We start from the raw sequence: 17,189 nt of genomic DNA on the forward strand, positions 1-17,189 counted from the left end.
CTCTCCCCCCCTGCTTCGCAGGGTACCCTCCCCCGCAAAGGGGGGAGGGAGAGCGCGCAGCTGTTACCAGCGTGATCACCATCCGCACCATCACGCCTTCGACACCCCCCAGGTGAACGGGATCGGCCCCTTCACGATGCCCGAGACGTTCTTCCGCCACGCCTGGTAGCCGAGGAAAAACCCGGTCGGGACGTAGACCACGCCCTCACAGGCGGCGGCGTTGACCTTGTCGATCGCGGCCTTTTCGGAGGCCGGGTCGGCGGCGTCGAACCACTCGGTGATCCCCGCCTCCACGGGCGGGACGTTCGGCCAGCCGAACCACGCCTTGTCGCCGTTGGCCCGCACCGCCGGGTAGCCCGCCGGGTTGATGGTGTCGGCGCCCGCATGCCACGTGTGGAACATGTTCCAGCCGCCCTGGCTGGGCGGCGCCTTGGAGGCGCGCCGGGTGCCGGTTGTGCCCCAGTCGGTGGCGACGAAATCGACGTTGAAGCCCATCTGCTTCAGGAGGTCGGCGGTGATGTCGCCCTGCGCCTTGGTGATCGGCTGGTCCTGCGCCACGATGCAGGTGACGGGCTCGCCCTTGTAGCCGGCCTCCTTGAGCATCTTGCGGCCCAGCGCGATGTCGCCCTTGCCGACATTCTCCCCGCCCGCCTCGCTGTAGAGCGCCGTACCCGGGGTGAAGAAGCCCGGAAGTTTCTTCCACAGGTTGTCGTCGTCGCCGACGATCGCCCGCATGTAATCCTCCTGGTTCATGGCGGTCAGGACCGCCTGCCGGATCTTCGGATTGTCGAAGGGCGGATACAGGTGGTTCATCCGGAACGACCCGACATTGCCCAGCGGGTCGGCGATATCGACGGCCAGGTTGGCGTTCTTGCGCAGCAGCGGTACGAGGTCGGAGATCGGGTTCTCCCACCAATCGACCTCGCCGTTCTGCAGGGCCGCCGAGGCGGTGGCGGCGTCCGGCATGATCACCCACTCGACCCGGTCGACGAGGATGCGCTTGCCCCCGGCCAGCCAGGAATTCGGCTCCTCGCGCGGCTTGTAGCCGGCGTATTTCTCGAACACCGCCCGCGCGCCCGGAACCCACTCGTTGCGCACGAATTTCATCGGGCCCGAGCCGACATACTCGGTGATCTGCGTGAACGGGTCGGTCTTGGCGATCCGCTCCGGCATGATCAGCGCCATCGGGGCGTTGGTCTTGCCGAGCGCGTAGAGCAATTTCGGGAACGGCTTCTTGAGGCGCCAGCGGAAGGTCCGGTCGTCGGTCGCTGCCAGTTCGTCCTGGACGCCGCGGATCATGAGGCCGATCGGGTCGCGGGCCATCCAGCGGGTGAGGCTCGCCACAACGTCCTTGGACAGGACGGGCTCGCCGTCGTGCCACGTGAGGCCGGGGCGCAGCCGGAACGTCCAGGTCAGGTGATCGCCCGAGACCTCCTCGGACTCGACCATCTGGCGCTGCGGCTTCAGCTGATCGTCGACGCCGTACAGCATGTCCCACACGAGGGTGCCGGCGTTGCGCACCACGTACTGGGTGCCCCAGATCGGATCGAAATTCGCGAGGTTCGCCTGCGGTACGAAGCGCAGCACCTTGGCGCCCTGGGCGAGCGCCGGCATCGCGACCTGCGGCGCGGCCAGCCCGAGCGCGGCCGAACCCTTGAGGAAGGTCCTGCGGTCCATCGTGATCTCCCTGGCGGTGCGGATCTCAGGCACGCGTCGCCGGCCCACGCCTTGTGGGCGAGTTTGAACAATTCTTAGGCAGGGGCGCAATGGCCCGGTGTGACAACGGGGACGGGACGCGCACCAACGCAGCCGCCGGCTCGGCGGCAGGCAGGCTCCAGAGGTGGACGGGCAGTACGGTCATCGCGATCACGGGCGGCGCCTCGCAAACCCTGCGCCAGGGGTCCGATTTTGCGTTTTGTATTCAGGCAGGCGGATTGATCGCCCCTCCGCGATGTGGCCACTGGACGATGCGGGCGTGCGACCTCAGACGGGAGCCGAAGCCGCTTGTCCCGCTGGCTGTGGACGGACCGCCGTGGGTGGACCGTCTTGTGCTTACGACACGCGGGCAGCGCCCCCGCCCCTCGCCGACGGGGCGCGACGCCCTACGCTTTCATGAAAGCCCCGGGAGACAGGCCATGACGGATCCGATCCTCTCCGTCCGCGACCTCACGGTCTCCTTCCGCTCGGACGGGCGCTGGCGGTCGGTGGTGCACGGCGTCTCCTTCGATGTCGGCCCCCGCGAGACCGTGGCGCTCGTCGGCGAATCCGGTTCGGGCAAGAGCGTCAGCGCCCTGTCGGTCCTGCGGCTCCTGCCCCAGGACGCGAGCCGCATCGGCGGCAGCGTGCGCTTCGAAGGCCGGGACCTCCTGGCCGCCCCGGAGTCCGAGATGCGGCGGGTGCGCGGCGATTCCATCGCCATGATCTTCCAGGAGCCGATGACCTCCCTAAACCCGGTGCTGACGATCGGCTTCCAGATCGCCGAGGCGCTGATCCGGCACCGGGGCCTGTCGCGCGCCGCCGCCGAGGCGGAGGCCCTCCGGCTCCTCGACACGGTGCGGATCCCGGCGGCCCGCGCGCGGCTGCACGACTACCCGCACCGCTTCTCCGGCGGCATGCGCCAGCGGGTGATGATTGCCATGGCGCTGGCCTGCCGGCCCAAGCTCCTGATCGCCGACGAGCCGACCACCGCCCTCGACGTGACCATCCAGGCCCAGATCCTCGACCTCATCAAGAGCCTCCAGGATCAGGAGGGGATGTCGGTCCTGTTCATCACCCACGACATGGGCGTCGTGGCCGAGATCGCCGACCGGACGGTGGTGATGTACAAAGGCCGCGCCGTCGAGGACGGCCCGACCGCGCGGATCTTCTCCGAGCCCACCGAGCCCTATACTCGGGCACTGCTCGCCGCCGTCCCGCGGCTCGGCGCGATGGCGGGCCGCTCCCGGCCCATGCGCTTCCCCATCATCGACCGGGCCACCGGCCTCGCCACGGCGCCTGCCGACGATCCGGATTTCTCGCCCGATCCCTTGCCCGACACCGTCAGAGCCGCCGAACGCCCGCTGCTGGAGGTGCGCGACCTGACCACCCGGTTCGAGATCCGCTCCGGCCTGTTCGGCCGCGTGACCGGCCGCGTCCATGCGGTCGAGCGAGTCTCGTTCAGTCTCGCGGCGGGCGAGACCCTGGCGCTGGTCGGTGAATCCGGCTGCGGCAAGTCCACCACCGGCCGCTCGATCCTGCGGCTCGTCGAGCCCCTGTCGGGCTCGGTCGTGCTCGACGGCGAGGACATCACGGGTCTCGACGCCGGCCCCCTGCGCACCCGCCGCCGCCGGATGCAGATGATCTTCCAGGATCCATTCGCGAGCCTCGACCCGCGCATGAGCGTCGGCGCCGCGGTGGCCGAGCCGCTGCTGATCAATCGCCTCGCCTCCCGCACGGACGCCCTGCGCCGCGCCGAGGATCTGCTCGCCCGGGTCGGGCTCGCCCCCGACATGGCGCGGCGCTTCCCGCACGAGTTCTCCGGCGGCCAGCGCCAGCGCATCGCCATTGCCCGGGCGCTGGCCCTGAACCCCCGGCTGATCGTCGCCGACGAGGCGGTCTCGGCCCTCGACGTCTCGGTCAAGGCGCAGGTCGTGAATCTGATGCTCGACCTGCAGGCCGAGTTCGGCCTCGCCTATCTGTTCATCTCGCACGACATGGCGGTGGTGGAACGGGTGAGCCACCGGGTGGCGGTGATGTATCTCGGCGAGATCGTCGAGATCGGCCCGCGGGACGCCGTGTTCGGGAACCCGCAGCACCCCTACACAAAGAAGCTGCTGGCGGCCGTCCCCGTGCCTGATCCGGCCCGGCGCCGGGCGCGGCACGCCCTGCCGGACGACGAGATCCGCAGCCCGATCCGCGCCCCGGACTACGAGCCGCCGGAGCGGCTGTATCGGGAGGTCTCACCCGGCCACAGCGTGCAGGATTGGGACGCCGATTGGGCCCCCGCAGGGGCCGACGTCGAGCCCGGGGCGGCAGCCGCCTGACGGCAGCGATGGCCTGACGGCACGACGCGGGCTCCGCACCCGACCCAGTCGGCTGCGCCGTAGCCTGCACCCCTGCCGATCGAACCGCGCCTGATGGGCCGGCCGTGCCGCACGCGGCCGTCCACGCGAAACGGCCGAACGCCGACCGGCGGGCGCTGCAGCGCTGTGCAGGGCCGCTCAACCGACCGCGGTGTCTCCTACGTGCGGTGGCCTTCAGGCGAGCCGACCGCGACGCTGCATCGGTGAAGAAACCTGAGCGTTTGCGAAACAACCAACCGCTGTCAAACCGGGATCCAATAAAACTTCTGCTGGAATAGCTTATCGCTTGAAAATAAAATATTTTGTGTGCTGGATCATATACAATGTAAGATTTTTTCGAACGATAAATAAGCTTCTGAAATTGTTATTTTGCTTAAATATCTTTCATTTAATTATCGAAACCGGCACCACAAACTATGAAAGCTGGCCATAAAGCGGGATATGGCTTATGATGGCCTAAAATGAGTGCAGGAAACGATTGGATGATGATGGTTGATGTACTGTGGCGGGCCGGCGGCGGGCGATGGCGCAACCTGAATGCGCCCGGCTTGATACTCTCGCGCCGGCAGCGCGCCGCCGTGATGATCGGCAATTGACCCGATGCGCCGCCTGCACTTCGACGCCCTGAAGCCGATCTGCCCGACCTGCCGCCGCATCGCGCTGGTCCTGGAGCCGGGCGCGCAGGCGACGAGCAACGCGGTCGTGTCCGGGGTCCTGCGCTGCCTCGATCCGGCGTGCGGTGAGCGCTTCCCGATCATCGCGGGCGTCCCGATCCTGGTCCCGGACGTCCGCGGCTGGCTTTCGGCGAATCTTCCGCTCGTCCTGGCGAGCGATGTCGAGGATGCAGCGGTGGAGGCGGTGATCAGTGCAGCGCTCGGGCCGGACTCGGTCCACAGCATCGGCCGCGCACAGCAATCGCGATACGCCCACGATCATTACGGTGACCTGTTCGAGGGCGAGCCGGACGGTGCGGAGCCGCCGCACGGCCGGGCCCGGCATTGCCTGGCGGAAGCCCTGCGGCACCTTGGTGTTGGGCGCGGCCCGAGGCTCGATATCGGCTGCACCGCCGGCCGGACCAGTTTCGATCTGGCGGCCGCCTACGACGCGCCGGTGCTCGGCGTGGACCTGAACTGGCCCCTTCTGCGGATTGGCCGAGGCATCCTCGATCGGGGCCTGTTGCGCTACCCGCTCCGGCACGGCGGCGACACCTATGAGCGCCGGGAAACCTACCACTTCCCGCCCGAGGCCGAACGGGTGGATTTCTGGATCGCCGATGCCCAGGCCCTCCCGTTCGCCGCGAACACGTTCCGCCTCGTCGTCGCGCTGAACGGGCTCGATTGCGTGCCGGATCCGGCCCGCCTCGTCGCCGAGGCCAGCCGAGTCACGCGGCCGGGCGGCGATGTCGCCTTCGCAACGCCCCTCGATCGGGGTCGTCATGCCCCTGCACCATCCGCGTGGCTCGAAGGTCCCGATGCCCTTGCGACGATGATCGCCGCGGCCAACTCCGACATCCCCGGCGCCAAATCCCTGAAGCCGACTCGGCCGCCCCTCGACCTCCCCTGGCCCGTCCGCCAGCAGGGCGAGGACACGGTCGTCCACCGGTCCAGGCTGATGACGATGACGGCCGGGGCGGACTGAGCGCGGCACACGCCGTCGCGTAGGCTCGGACAGCCGCAATTGGTAATCCCGGCCGGCAACCGAGACCAAACGCGGCGGGCACGGGACCCCGATCCCGACCGACCGCTGAAAGGCCGGGGAGGATCCGCCATGTCCCTATCCGCCAAGCTGCAGCGGCGCGCACAGGAGGGCCGGCCCGTTCGGGTGAGCCTGATCGGGGCCGGCAAGTCCGGCTCCATGGACCTATCGCAGGCGCCCCGCACGTCGGGGATCCGCGGGGAGGGAGAGAAGCCGAGCCGGCGCGCGTTCCCAGCGAGAGCCGCAGGCCCGATCACCCCTGACGCAGCGGATGACTGGCCGGCGGCCGCGTGCCGAGATGCCCGCGCAGGGTCCGGCCCTCGTACTCCGTGCGGACCAGGCCGCGGCGGCGGAGTTCCGGCAGAACCAGTTCGATGAAGTCGTCGAGCCCCCCGGGCAGGGTCGCCGGCATGATGTTGAAGCCGTCCGCGCCCCGCTTTTGAAAGCGCTCTTCCATCTCGTCCACGATCTGGGCGGGCGTCCCGACGATCTGCGAATGGCCGCGCGCGCCCGCGATCCGCAGATAGAGCTGGCGCAGGGTCAGCCCCTCCCGGCGGGCGAGGTCGAACATCAATTGCTGACGCGACTTGGCGCCGTTGGCCTCGGGCAGTTCCGGCACGGGCCCGTCCGGATCGTAGCCCGAGAGGTCGAAGCCGCCGATCATCCGCTCCAAGAGCGCGAGACCGACCACGGGGTCGATCAGGTCCTGGAGCGCCTCGAACTTCGCCCGTGCCTCCGCCTCGCTGCGTCCCACCACGGGAAACAGGCCGGGCATGACCTTCAGATCGTCGCGCTCCCGGCCGAAGCGGCCCATCCGGTCCTTCAGGTCGCCATAGAATTCCGTCGCCTCATCCAGCGTCTGGTTGGCGGTGAACACGATCTCGGCGGTGCGGGCCGCGAGATCCTTGCCGGGGCCCGACGCGCCCGCCTGCACCAGCACCGGCTGGCCTTGGGGCGTGCGCGAGATGTTGAGTGGGCCCCGCACCTCGAAATGCGTGCCGTGATGGTTCAGGGGGCGGAAGCCGTCCGGCTTCGAGAACTGGCCGGTCGTCTTGTCGATGACCACGGCCCCGTCGTCCCAGGTGTTCCACAGGCCGAGGACGACGTCGACGAACTCTTCCGCGCGCTCGTAGCGGTCGCCGTGGCGCGCGATCCGGTCGGCACCGAAATTGGCGGCCTCCGCGTCGGTGGTCGAGGTCACGAGGTTCCAGCCGGCGCGGCCGCCGCTGAGATGATCCAGAGAGGCGAACCGGCGGGCGACGTTGTAGGGCTCGTTGAAGCTCGTCGAGGTGGTCGCCACCAGCCCGATTCGGCTCGTCACAGCCGCCAGCGCCGAGAGCAGCGTCACCGGCTCGAAATGGGTCGAGCGCGCCGTCCGCTCGCTGGAGCGCAGGTTGCTGTCGCGGATGCCGGTCCCGTCTTCGAGGAACACGAGGTCGAACTTCGCGGCCTCGGCCTTCTGCGCCCACCCGACGTAGCGTTCGAGCACGAGGCCACCATCCGCCTCGCTGGACGGGTGGCGCCAGCCGGCCACGTGGTGCCCGGTGGCGTAGAAGAAGGCGCCGAGGCGCAGCGTGTCGTGTCGCATGAACCGATGGACTCGTGGCGGTGCGGGCGGGACGTGAGTCCGCCGATGTGAATCAGGCCGGTGGGCGGGATGCAACCGCCGCCTGGATCCGGGCCCGCGATTGAGAAGCGTCTTCTCCAGATGGGGCCCGGAGCGGCGGTTCGCGACACCGCGAGGCCGCGGTGGGTGACGCACGCGCCGTGACGATCCATCCCGTCACCCGGCCTTCGCCGATGGCCGAGCGGGCGATCACCGGGCATGAATAGTGCTGGCCTTGTAGCACGATAGCGCTACTCAGGAGCTTTAACGAGACGTGATTTGGAATTGTTCGGAATTCAATGCATCATAAATCCGCATTGAGCGGCCCCCGCACGACAAGAAGGCTGGGCGCTTGGGCGCGGAGGAATCATGAACGAGATCGTCAAGCCGGACTCCCTGATCGTGGCCGAGGCCGAGAGCCTGACCGAGACCTTCTTCGGGGGCTGCCCGCACGACTGTCCGGACACGTGCTCGATGCTGTTCGACGTCAAGGACGGCCAGCTTCAGGGGGTGCGCGGCAACCCGGATCATCCGATGACCCGCGGCGGTCTCTGCGTGAAGCTGAAGGATTACGAGAAGCGCCACTATCACCCGGACCGGCTCCTCCACCCGATGAAGCGGGTCGGTCCGAAGGGGTCGAAGCAGTTCGCGCGGATCACCTGGGACGAGGCGCTGGACACCATCGTCACCCGCTGGAAAGCGATCATCGACCAGTACGGACCTGAGGCCATCGCGCCCTACAGCTATCTTGGCAACCAGGGGCTGGTGCACGGGCTGAACGGCGGCGACGCCTTCTTCAACCGGATGGGCGCGACCGTCACCGAGCGGACGTTCTGCGGCGAGGGCTCCTGCACCGCGTGGCTGCTCACGGTCGGCCCCACCGCGGGCCTCGACCCGGACAGTTACATCCACGCCAAGTACATCGTGATCTGGGCCTGCAACTCCGTCAGCACCAACCTGCACCACTGGGCGATCGTGAAGGACGCCCAGAAGAAGGGCGCCAAGGTCGTGGTGATCGACGCCTACGCGTCGCGCACCGCCAAGGCCGCCGACTGGCACATCGCCCCGAAACCCGGCACCGACGGCGCGCTCGCCATGGCGCTCATCAATTCCATCATCGCGCAGGGCCTCGTCGATCAGGAGTACGTCGACAACCACACGGTCGGCTTCGCGGAGCTGAAGGAGCGGGCCAGCACCCGCACGCCGGAATGGGCGGCCGAGATCACCGGCGTCACCGCCGAGGACATCCGCACGTTGGCCCGCGAACTCGCCACGGCGCAGCCCGCGGCGATCCGCATGGGCGTGGCGCTGGAGCGGCACTATGGCGGCGGCCAGACCATCCGGGCCGTGACCTGCATCCCGGCTTTGACCGGCGCGTGGCGCCATGTCGGCGGCGGCGTCACGCAGTTCGGTGTCTGGGAGCACCCCTACAAGTTCGACGTGATGTGCCGGCCCGACCTGATCCCGGAGGGCACCCGTGTCGTCTCGAACCTCCAGATCGGCCGCGCGCTGACCGGCGAGATGCAGCTCGACCCGCCGATCATGTCCATGATGTGCTGGAACTCGAACCCGGTCACGCAGGCGCCCGAGACCGACAAGATCGTCGAGGGGCTGATGCGCGAGGACCTGTTCATGGTCTCGGCCGAGCACTTCATCTCGGACACCGCCTCCTACGCCGACATCCTGCTGCCGGCCACGATGGGCGCGGAGATGGAGGACATGATCCTGTCCTGGGGTCACCTCTACCTGACCTACAACACCAAATGCGCCGAGGCGCCGGGCGAGGCGATCCCCAACAACGAGATCTTCCGCCAGCTCGCCGCCCGGCTCGGCTTCGAGGAGGAGAACTTCAAGTGGACCGATAGCGAGTGCTTGGAGCACTACGTCGATTGGAACGCCCCCGCCTGCAAAGGCATCGACCTCGCCTACATGCGCGAGCACGGCTTCGCCCGGCTGAAGGTGGGCACGCCGGACGACCGGGCTCCGCATAAGAACGGCAACTTCCCGACGCCCACCGGCAAGTGCATGCTCAAGGTCGAGGGCGCCACGAACTTCGTCGCCCCGCCCTTCCGGCAGATGTACGAGGGCTTCCAGCCTGGCGAGGCGCTCGACCCGCTGCCCGACTACCTCGGCCCGCGCGAGTCCCGCACGAACGATCCAGAGCTGGCCAAGCGCTTCCCGCTCAACATCGTTTCGCCCAAGAGCCACTACTTCCTGAACTCCTGCTACGCCAACATGGAGGACAAGCAGAAGGGCCAGGGCGAGCAGTTCGTGATGATCAGCCAGCACGATGCCGATGCGCGCGGCATCCGGGACGGCGACCGGGTGAAGGTCGGCAACGACCGCGGCGCCTTCAAGGGCGTGGCCCGCATCACCGATGACGTGAACGCCGGCATCGTGGTGGCGACGCTCGGCTACTGGCGCCAGCTCAATGAGGGGACGGTCAACAGCATCTCGTCCGGCGCCTTCACCGACATGGGCCACGCCCCGTCGTTCTCGGACAACCTCGTGGAGGTCGCCCGGGCGAATTGAGGGTCGGCGAACGGGCCGCTTTTCCCCTCCCCCTTGTGGGGAGGGGCCAGGGGTGGTGCAGGATCGCGTGTGACAGTGCCTTCTGCAGCACCCCCACGCGGGTTCTGCGATCCCCAAACGCCTCCCCGCAACGAGGAGGAGAGAGCCCGGCTCGGTTGAGCCCCTAGTGCCGCAACGGCACCGGCTTCTGCCCGTCGGGGAGGATTTCCCGCAGGTGGTCGTGGACCATGTCGGTGGTGAATGGCTTGCCGATGAAGCGGGCCCCCTCCGGCATGTCGCCCGGCCCCGGCTGCAGCTGCCCGGACGCCACCACGATGGCAATGTGCGGCCAGCGCTCAGAGGTCTCGCGCGCGACCGCAAAACCGTCCCGCGAGCCCGGCATCTGCACGTCGGTGAACAGCAGCACGATCTGGGCGTGCTCCCGGCCGAGCAGGCTCATGGCCTTATCGCCGTCGCTGGCCTCGAACGTGCGGAACCCGGCCTCCGACAGGATGTCCATCGCATCCATGCGGATGAAACCGTCATCGTCGACCACGAGGGCATAGGGCGCCGGGGGCTGGACTGGTCCGCTCATCCCCCGATAAGTCCTGACCCAGGTCGAAGGTTCGTGCGCGCCGGCGTGCCGGGGTCAGTCCCTGTCCATGACCCCGGCGCGGTCCCCGATGCGGTCGAGCAGATCTTCCAGCCGAAACACCGACCGCTCGGCCACGAAGGCCCTGTGCTCGGCCTGCATGACGCGGAACTCGGCCTCCATGCAGCGCATCACGACGCGCTCGTAGTCGGAGGAGATCTCCGCGAGGGTGCTCACCAAGTCGGCGTTCCGCCGGTTGATCTGCGACAGCTCGACTTCGAGCGCCTGGATCGTCGCGTCCTTGACGGTGCGCTCCTCGTAGAGACGCCGGAACAGTCCGCTCGCCCGCTGCTGAATGACGGCGCGCCACCCCTGGAAGCCGCGGATCTCATCCGCGGCCTGCCGGATCAGCGCGAGGGTCAGGCGGGGATCGATGACCCGGAACGCAGCGTGCGAATCCTGCGCCCGCGGTATCGCCTCGGCGATCACGGTGGCCTCTATCGTCGTCGATTGCGCCATCGTCGCACGAGGACCGGGGCTACTCGGTCTCGTCGGGCACACTGGTCACGGGAGCGGGCCTGGCACGGTTGCCGAAGGCCTCGATCGCCGCATCGTGGAGACGCACGAGCCATTCCTCGGCCTCCGCGGCCCGCACCTCGGCCAGCCGGACCCGCTCCTCCGACCGCGCCAGGTTCTGCACCCCCGTGGCGACCTCCTGCTCCAGGCGCCGGATCTCGAGATCGGCCTGGGCGACGACCTGGGCCAGTTGCGCCTCCAGCTCGGCCGCCCGCTCCTCGCCGACCCGGATGGCCTCGCTGGCCTCGCGGATCAGGTCGACGGCCGAGGCCCATTCGCGGGTGACGGTGGGGCCGCCCTCGTTCGGGCTCTCGGTCGTGGCGAAGGTCCCGTTCCGGCTTTCGAGACCCATGAAACTGACCACCTTCTCGGGGGACGCGTCCGCCTTCGCCTGCCACGCGCGCATCATCACGTTCGGGCTGCCGTTGTAGGCGGTGTCGATCGAAGCCCTATCGCTCATCGTTGGAAAACCCCTCACAGGTCAGCATCGAATCAACCGGCCGTGCCGGGAGATGCGAACGGGTGCACGTTGCTCGGCTCGCCGCGCTTGGCGGGCAGGGCGGGCTCGTGCGGCAGGCCCTCACTCATCCCGTCCGGCTGGCGCCAGCCGCGACCGGAGCGCTTGAGCGCCTCGTACTGCTTCTGCAGCGTCGCCCGAGTCTCGCGGGCGATGTCGAGGGCGCCCTGCACCAGGGCCCGCTCCGAACGCTCGTTCTGGAGATCCTCGGCGAGACGCCGGTTGGCGGCTTCGAACTCGATCCGGGCGGCGTCCTGGCGATGGGTCAGCTGCTCGATCCGCTCGGTCAGCGCGGCGTTGCGGGTCCCGGCCTGCTCCAAGGCGGCGTCCTTGGCGGCGAGCGCCTTGCCCAGCATGTCGCAGCGCGCGTCGAGGTCGCCGCGGGCGCGCTGCATCTCGACGAAGCGCTCCGTCTGCCGGGCGAGATCCTCCTGGACGGTCTCCAGACGCCGCTCCGCAGTGACGCGGGCGATGTTGGTCTCCTTGAAGTTGCGCTCCGCGAGCCGATGGGCCTCGTCCCGGTCGCGCAGCTGCGCTCGGGCCTGCCCGAGGAGCTGCTCGTTCGTGTCTGCCCGGTTGGCGGCGGCCTCCAGCTTCATGGCGAGGGCCGAGCGCTCGGTGCGCAGGGCGGCCGTGTCGGTCTCGAACTGGGCTTCGAGGCGGGCGCGATTCGCGACCTCGGTGGCGAGTTGGCCCTCGGCCGTCCGCGCCTTCTGCCGCTCGGATTCGACCGCGCCCTCGACGGTCCGGAACCGGGACTCCAGCTCGTCGAGGCGCAGGATCTGATCCTCGTTCTGGCTTCGCAGCCGCCGGTTGTCCTGTTCGAGGGCCGCCAGGGTCTCCCGCGCCGCCTGCAGATCGTGCTCCGTCCGCGTCAGCGCGCTGTCGGCGGCCTGGGCCTCCGTCCGCAGCGCCTTGCCCTCGGCGACCAGCGCCTTGCCCTGTTCGATCTCGGCGGCGAGGCGCCGCTCCAGATTCTCGAAGGCCAGCACCCGGTCCCGGAGCTCGATCGCCTGCGCGGCCAGGACGGCGTCGCGGGCGTGGAGCTGCTCCTCGGCCCGGGCCACCCGCGCAGAGGCCTCGGAATACTCGTTGGTCAGGATCGAGACGCGGGCCGAGAGCTCGGCGGCCTCCAACCGGACCGCCTTGCCGGTCTGGAACTCCTGGGCCAGCGAGGTCTCCAGCTCGGCGATGCGCATGCTCGCCCGCGGAAGCTCGTCGCTGATGCTGACGATCGGCTCCAGGATCGACACGAAGTCGTCCTGCAGCGAGCGGATGTCCTCCAGCCGGTCGACCATGGCGTCGATGCGCTGCCGCAGCATCTCGTCGCGCTTGCCGATCGCGTCGAGGGAGGAATGGGCTCGATCCGGCACGGCGGCCCGCTGAGCCGGCGCCTCGGCGTTCAGGCGCGTCCGGGCCTGCGGCATCGTGGGCTCGGCCGCGGGCCGGGAAGCCGACTGGGCCGATCCATGAGCCGGCCCCTGAGGCTCGGATCCCCCCTCGGACGAGGAGAGCATGTTACGAAACGACGTCCACGCCATGAAACGAGCTCGATCGCGCCCACAATCCGGGCGAATTAACTAAATCTTAATCCAATAAGACTGTCGAGCGATATTTTGCCCTCTACTTGGCAGTTCACAGGATCAAACTAGAAGCGACGCGCGACACGGCTTTCTGACGTCCGGAGGACTTCCGGCGGCAGGCCCGGGCCGCACCGTCCAGTGCCGCTGGCCGGGGCTGCGCAAGATCGTTCCACCATGCCCAGCGGGTCAGCGCCGACGAGGTGTCGGACGTGCCGCGCGCAACGGAGCCGGCCCCGGATCGGCCGTTAACGCATCGTTAACGATTTACCGGACGTTAATAAACCTGTCCCTCGCCCGATACTGAGAAATCCTCGATCGCGGGCGCCCGGTGTCGCTTATGGGTGACGAAAACTGTGTTTCGGGCCCTGGCCCGGCGATGACGGCGCGCGGAGGGTTTTCGGTGACGGCGATCGTTCTGGCGGCGGCGCCTGTCGAACCTCAGTGTGAGGGCCGGCGCTCCTACACACCCCAGATTCTCCTCGCCACCGGCTGGGTTGGCCTGTTCGCCTACTGCGCCGCCTATTTGACCGAGGACATGCCGTTCCGGATATCGGCGCCCGTGGCGGTCGGGGAGCCGCTGTTCGACCCGCCGGAGGATTTGCCGCGCCGCGCGCTGGCAATGGCCAGGCCGGAGGATCCGACGACCACTTTGGCGAGCGTCGCCACCCCTGCGGCGACTTTCCCCGTGGTCGAGTCGGCCTCCGCACCGGCCCTCATGGCGCCCGCCCAGCCGGCCGTTCCAGCCGCGACGCCTCGCCCGGCTGCCGATTATGTCGGGACCTGGGGCCCGACGGCCGAGGCCTGCGGCGCCCCGTCGCGCCGGCACGGTTACCTGCCGGCCACGATCACGCCCGAGCGCGCCAGGGCCGGCGACACCCTCTGTACGTTCCGCAACCCACACCGATCCGGCAATGCCTGGACGATGGCGGCCGAATGCGGGGACCGGGACCGCCGCTGGTCCTCCCAGGTTCGCCTCGTCATCGAGGGCGACTGCCTGACCTGGACGAGCGCATGGGGCACGTCCGCCTATATTCGCTGCGGCCGCCGCACCGGCTGAGATGGAGCATCCGTCGGGCGGTCCTCAGTGACCGTTGCCCGTGGAGCCGACCCGCGACGTTGATCGTCATTGCCAGCGTATCCCGCCGAGTCCGGGCGCTCTCACTCCAAGACCGCGTCCGCACGGGCCTGCTCACACCCGGCTAACCATGGCGCATGATTCCGCGACCCGAACCGCTCCGACGCTGGACGCAGACGGGTTATTCCGACGTCGCCCGCGACGCGGGACAAGCGAATGAATCGAGGAGGTCTCCGATGGCGGATCCGAACGGGCAGCAGCTTTCGGACGAGGAACTCGATCGCTTGGCCCGCAAGTTGTTCGCGGAGGTCCGGGCCGAGAGCCCCGAGGCGAAGGCGGGACGGGCCCTGGAGAGCGCTGGCGCGATCGCCGGAGAGGTCATCCCGGTCCTGCCCGACTGGCTCCTGTCCGATGACGGCGCCGCGAAGGCGAGCCAGCGCGGCGACTGAACGGTACCCGGCACGGTTGACCGGCGCGACCGAGGTATCGGCATCAGGGGGCCTTCTGCCCGTTTCCGATCGCGCCTAGGTCGGGCATGGCGTCGGAAACGTCCAGGCCGCGTGCGGTGAGCACGGCCCGCAGGGCGGTCGCGAGCCCGTCCGCGGTGAATGGCTTGCGCAGGTAGCCCGCACCCATCGGCACCTCTCCCTCGGCCGGCCAGGCGAACCCCGATACGATCAGGATCGCGCGCTCGGGCCAGCGCGCCGCCACCGCCTTGGCGAGGGTGAAGCCCGTGAGCGGCGCGCCCGCGAGATCGACATCCGCCACCATGGCGACAAGGTCCGGCCGGGCCGCCAGATGCGCCTGCGCGGCCTCGACGGTGGATGCCTCGGCCACCGCGTAGCCGGCCTCCCGCAGAGCCGCGGCCGCCTCCATGAGTTGCACGGGATCATCCTCGACCAGCAGCACCGCGGGCCGCGGCGCAAAAGCGTCCGCCATCGGGATCTCCAAACGAAAGGTAACCCGTCAACGCGGTGCGGCCCGGTGCGTGCCGGTCCGCGCCCGGTCACGTTGCCGTGGCGGGGTGCGGACGGCGCCCCGAGGTCGCGAACCAGAACAGGGGATCGGGAGTTAGAGCACCTCGCGCATCGCCCGTTCAGCGGAGGGCCCTCTCCCGGGCGCGTTGCGGAGTGGCTCGGAGCGAGCCGGGTCGCGGGGGAGCATCAGCATGCGGCAGGTCAAGTTCAGGCTGAACGAGCCGGGCCTCAGCCCGCGCCGCACGCGGCTGGAGATCCCGGGCTGGGCGGGGCAACCCGAGCCCCGGATCGACGGATCACAGGAATACGCCTGGCACTGCATCCCCTTCTCGGAGGCGGCCAAGGCGGGGATCGAGCTGTTCTATCCCTATGCGGCCGAGCTACGGGTCGGCATGCAGGAAGGCAGGCTCGTCTTCGAGGGCGATTTCGGACCGCCGCCCGAGCCCGGGCTGCAATGGCCGCCGTTCCGGAGTTTCGGCGAGGCCTACTACACCTACCAGATCCTCCTCGACCTGAAGGTGGAGGACGGCTGGGCGATCCGGACCGAACCGCACCCGCGCTTCTACACCGATCGGACCGGGACCGTGCCGGTCGCGGTGCCCGCGCTGCTGCGCCCCTGGTGGCCGATGATGTACTTCATGGTCTTCAAGGCCCCCGACGAGGGGCGCACCCACGTGTTCCGGCAGGGCGAGCCGTTCATGCAGGTCACAATCGTGCCGGTGGACACGGACTTCGAGCTCGTGCCCATGCCCGAGGACGAGGCCGCCGAACGGGAATTGCAGTCCCGGCGCATCTACGCGAGCCGGCACACGCTGTCGGCGGATTCGCAGTGGACCTCGGCGACCAACACGGTGTTCGACGGGACCTACCGGCGCATCCTGGGGGCGGCCAAGAGCCAGGGCTGAGCCAGGGCTGAGCCAGGGCTGACGGCAGGCGGCGGGGGACGTGCCCCCACCGGGGCTGCTTAGAGCCGTGCCCGACCGCATTGCGCACGGTACACGACACGCGTCTGCCAACACGGGTGGCAAGCGCGACATGCCCCCTCTCCCGTGCGGGAGAGGGTTGGGGTGAGGGTCGAGAAAGTTCAGGATCGCGCGCACCTTCAAGGCGCTGACAGGGTGCGCCTCTTCCGGAAAGTTCTCATCCCTCACCCTGTCCCTCTCCCGCACGGGAGAGGGGACCCGCGCCCTATTCGGCGACGGTGGTGTCACTGTCGTGTACCGTGTGCAACGCGATCGGGCACGGCTCTAAGTCCTTGTTATGACACGCTCTCTCGCGCCGAACCGGTTTCCACTTCGGCTGAGGGCGCTCTAGTACCCGTACGGGACGAAGTACCCGTGATGATGATGGTGGTGATGGTGATGGTACCGCCGGTAGTACCGGTGATGGTGGTGGTGGTGATGATGGTAGTACGGCCCGTAGAACCGGTGGTGGTGATGGTGGTGGTAATACTGAACCTGCTGGACCGTTGCATCGCCCTCCGAGGCGGCCGATAGAGGCTCGGCCTGCGCCGTCGCGTCGGACTCCTTGAGGAGCGCCACAGCATCGGGAATCGGCTTCAGAAGATCGGCATAGCTCTCGGCTTGCATCACGGCCTGCAGCCGGACCGGAGCCGGCACCGCGGCCTGGGCCGGATCTCCGGCGGCCAGAAGGGTGACGGCCCCGACCAGGCCAGCGACTGTCTTATCCATTGACGGGCTCCTACGAGGAACAGCGCACAGGCCACGCGGTCCGCACGTCGTGCGCGGCCGGAAACACCAAGCCCGCGAAAAGTGTTCCGGCTGCGGAGAGCGTCTTACGGCCCACCACATTCACATTCCCGACAACATCTCAGGTATTGGCCGACACCCGATCACGATCCATGCGGATCATCTGTCATGACATAAAATTTAGTCGTTTGTGGTCGGACCCGCATCCGCGCCTTCATCTTGCGCGGCGGGGTGCCGACTGGAGCGGCGTCGGCGCCCGTTTCGATCCGGCCCGAGGATCACACCCC

The 17,189-nt window shown here is 68.7% G+C and carries 14 protein-coding genes; 6 read left to right on the plus strand and 8 right to left on the minus strand.

The annotated features are described in order from the left end of the window. Window positions 1-90 precede the first annotated feature (90 nt). Complete coding sequence (locus tag OXS49_RS17030) at window positions 91-1,677, minus strand: ABC transporter substrate-binding protein (protein ID WP_244006958.1); 1,587 nt, start codon at window positions 1,675-1,677, stop codon at window positions 91-93. A 458-nt stretch (window positions 1,678-2,135) separates the two neighbouring features. On the opposite strand from OXS49_RS17030, the gene OXS49_RS17035 reads away from it, so the two are divergent. Further along, window positions 2,136-4,022, plus strand: coding sequence for an ABC transporter ATP-binding protein (locus tag OXS49_RS17035; RefSeq protein WP_267425796.1), 1,887 nt, complete (start codon window positions 2,136-2,138; stop codon window positions 4,020-4,022). A gap of 639 nt (window positions 4,023-4,661) precedes the next feature. After that, window positions 4,662-5,699: a class I SAM-dependent methyltransferase gene (locus OXS49_RS17040; RefSeq protein ID WP_244006960.1), complete on the plus strand. Its 1,038-nt coding sequence runs from the start codon at window positions 4,662-4,664 to the stop codon at window positions 5,697-5,699. A gap of 310 nt (window positions 5,700-6,009) precedes the next feature. On the opposite strand, the gene OXS49_RS17045 is transcribed toward OXS49_RS17040, so the two are convergent. Further along, entirely contained in the window at window positions 6,010-7,344 is a 1,335-nt protein-coding gene (locus OXS49_RS17045; protein WP_267425799.1) for an LLM class flavin-dependent oxidoreductase, read from the minus strand. A gap of 387 nt (window positions 7,345-7,731) precedes the next feature. On the opposite strand from OXS49_RS17045, the gene OXS49_RS17050 reads away from it, so the two are divergent. Next, window positions 7,732-9,894: a molybdopterin oxidoreductase family protein gene (locus tag OXS49_RS17050; RefSeq protein ID WP_244006964.1), complete on the plus strand. Its 2,163-nt coding sequence runs from the start codon at window positions 7,732-7,734 to the stop codon at window positions 9,892-9,894. A gap of 163 nt (window positions 9,895-10,057) precedes the next feature. Here OXS49_RS17050 and OXS49_RS17055 read toward each other — a convergent pair whose 3' ends face one another. The 4 genes from OXS49_RS17055 to OXS49_RS17070 are packed head-to-tail and all read right to left on the minus strand — an operon-like array spanning window position 10,058 to window position 12,985. Continuing rightward, window positions 10,058-10,468 (minus strand): response regulator, encoded by a 411-nt coding sequence (locus OXS49_RS17055; protein WP_267425800.1) that lies wholly within the window; start codon window positions 10,466-10,468, stop codon window positions 10,058-10,060. A 54-nt stretch (window positions 10,469-10,522) separates the two neighbouring features. Further along, on the minus strand, window positions 10,523-10,984 hold the full coding sequence (locus OXS49_RS17060; RefSeq protein ID WP_267425801.1) for a hypothetical protein: 462 nt from the start codon (window positions 10,982-10,984) through the stop codon (window positions 10,523-10,525). A gap of 19 nt (window positions 10,985-11,003) precedes the next feature. Beyond that, complete coding sequence (locus OXS49_RS17065; RefSeq protein ID WP_267425803.1) at window positions 11,004-11,501, minus strand: hypothetical protein; 498 nt, start codon at window positions 11,499-11,501, stop codon at window positions 11,004-11,006. A 32-nt stretch (window positions 11,502-11,533) separates the two neighbouring features. Next, window positions 11,534-12,985 carry a chromosome partitioning protein ParA gene (locus tag OXS49_RS17070; protein ID WP_267425804.1) on the minus strand — a complete coding sequence of 484 codons (1,452 nt, stop codon included), beginning with the start codon at window positions 12,983-12,985 and terminating at the stop codon, window positions 11,534-11,536. 556 nt (window positions 12,986-13,541) lie between these two features. On the opposite strand from OXS49_RS17070, the gene OXS49_RS17075 reads away from it, so the two are divergent. After that, window positions 13,542-14,198 (plus strand): peptidase inhibitor family I36 protein, encoded by a 657-nt coding sequence (locus OXS49_RS17075; RefSeq protein ID WP_267425806.1) that lies wholly within the window; start codon window positions 13,542-13,544, stop codon window positions 14,196-14,198. A gap of 254 nt (window positions 14,199-14,452) precedes the next feature. Continuing rightward, window positions 14,453-14,665, plus strand: coding sequence for a hypothetical protein (locus OXS49_RS17080; protein ID WP_244006971.1), 213 nt, complete (start codon window positions 14,453-14,455; stop codon window positions 14,663-14,665). 43 nt (window positions 14,666-14,708) lie between these two features. Here the strand turns inward: OXS49_RS17080 and OXS49_RS17085 are convergent, their stop codons facing one another. Beyond that, window positions 14,709-15,155, minus strand: coding sequence for a response regulator (locus tag OXS49_RS17085; RefSeq protein ID WP_267425808.1), 447 nt, complete (start codon window positions 15,153-15,155; stop codon window positions 14,709-14,711). Between the two features lie 229 nt (window positions 15,156-15,384). Here OXS49_RS17085 and OXS49_RS17090 point away from each other — a divergent pair, with 229 nt between their 5' ends. Continuing rightward, entirely contained in the window at window positions 15,385-16,098 is a 714-nt protein-coding gene (locus OXS49_RS17090; protein ID WP_267425809.1) for a hypothetical protein, read from the plus strand. Window positions 16,099-16,503: 405 nt separating this feature from the next. On the opposite strand, the gene OXS49_RS17095 is transcribed toward OXS49_RS17090, so the two are convergent. Then, on the minus strand, window positions 16,504-16,884 hold the full coding sequence (locus OXS49_RS17095; protein ID WP_267425810.1) for a hypothetical protein: 381 nt from the start codon (window positions 16,882-16,884) through the stop codon (window positions 16,504-16,506). Window positions 16,885-17,189 lie beyond the last annotated feature (305 nt).

Source organism: Methylobacterium sp. GC_Met_2, from assembly GCF_026540795.1.
Lineage (GTDB): Bacteria > Pseudomonadota > Alphaproteobacteria > Rhizobiales > Beijerinckiaceae > Methylobacterium.

Bases quoted from the DNA above. Each gene is read 5' to 3' on its own strand.
- OXS49_RS17030 (WP_244006958.1), bottom strand. From the start codon at position 1,677: ATGGACCGCAGGACCTTCCTCAAGGGTTCGGCCGCGCTCGGGCTGGCC.
- OXS49_RS17035 (WP_267425796.1), top strand. From the start codon at position 2,136: ATGACGGATCCGATCCTCTCCGTCCGCGACCTCACGGTCTCCTTCCGC.
- OXS49_RS17040 (WP_244006960.1), top strand. From the start codon at position 4,662: ATGCGCCGCCTGCACTTCGACGCCCTGAAGCCGATCTGCCCGACCTGC.
- OXS49_RS17045 (WP_267425799.1), bottom strand. From the start codon at position 7,344: ATGCGACACGACACGCTGCGCCTCGGCGCCTTCTTCTACGCCACCGGG.
- OXS49_RS17050 (WP_244006964.1), top strand. From the start codon at position 7,732: ATGAACGAGATCGTCAAGCCGGACTCCCTGATCGTGGCCGAGGCCGAG.
- OXS49_RS17055 (WP_267425800.1), bottom strand. From the start codon at position 10,468: ATGAGCGGACCAGTCCAGCCCCCGGCGCCCTATGCCCTCGTGGTCGAC.
- OXS49_RS17060 (WP_267425801.1), bottom strand. From the start codon at position 10,984: ATGGCGCAATCGACGACGATAGAGGCCACCGTGATCGCCGAGGCGATA.
- OXS49_RS17065 (WP_267425803.1), bottom strand. From the start codon at position 11,501: ATGAGCGATAGGGCTTCGATCGACACCGCCTACAACGGCAGCCCGAAC.
- OXS49_RS17070 (WP_267425804.1), bottom strand. From the start codon at position 12,985: ATGCCGCAGGCCCGGACGCGCCTGAACGCCGAGGCGCCGGCTCAGCGG.
- OXS49_RS17080 (WP_244006971.1), top strand. From the start codon at position 14,453: ATGGCGGATCCGAACGGGCAGCAGCTTTCGGACGAGGAACTCGATCGC.
- OXS49_RS17085 (WP_267425808.1), bottom strand. From the start codon at position 15,155: ATGGCGGACGCTTTTGCGCCGCGGCCCGCGGTGCTGCTGGTCGAGGAT.
- OXS49_RS17090 (WP_267425809.1), top strand. From the start codon at position 15,385: ATGCGGCAGGTCAAGTTCAGGCTGAACGAGCCGGGCCTCAGCCCGCGC.
- OXS49_RS17095 (WP_267425810.1), bottom strand. From the start codon at position 16,884: ATGGATAAGACAGTCGCTGGCCTGGTCGGGGCCGTCACCCTTCTGGCC.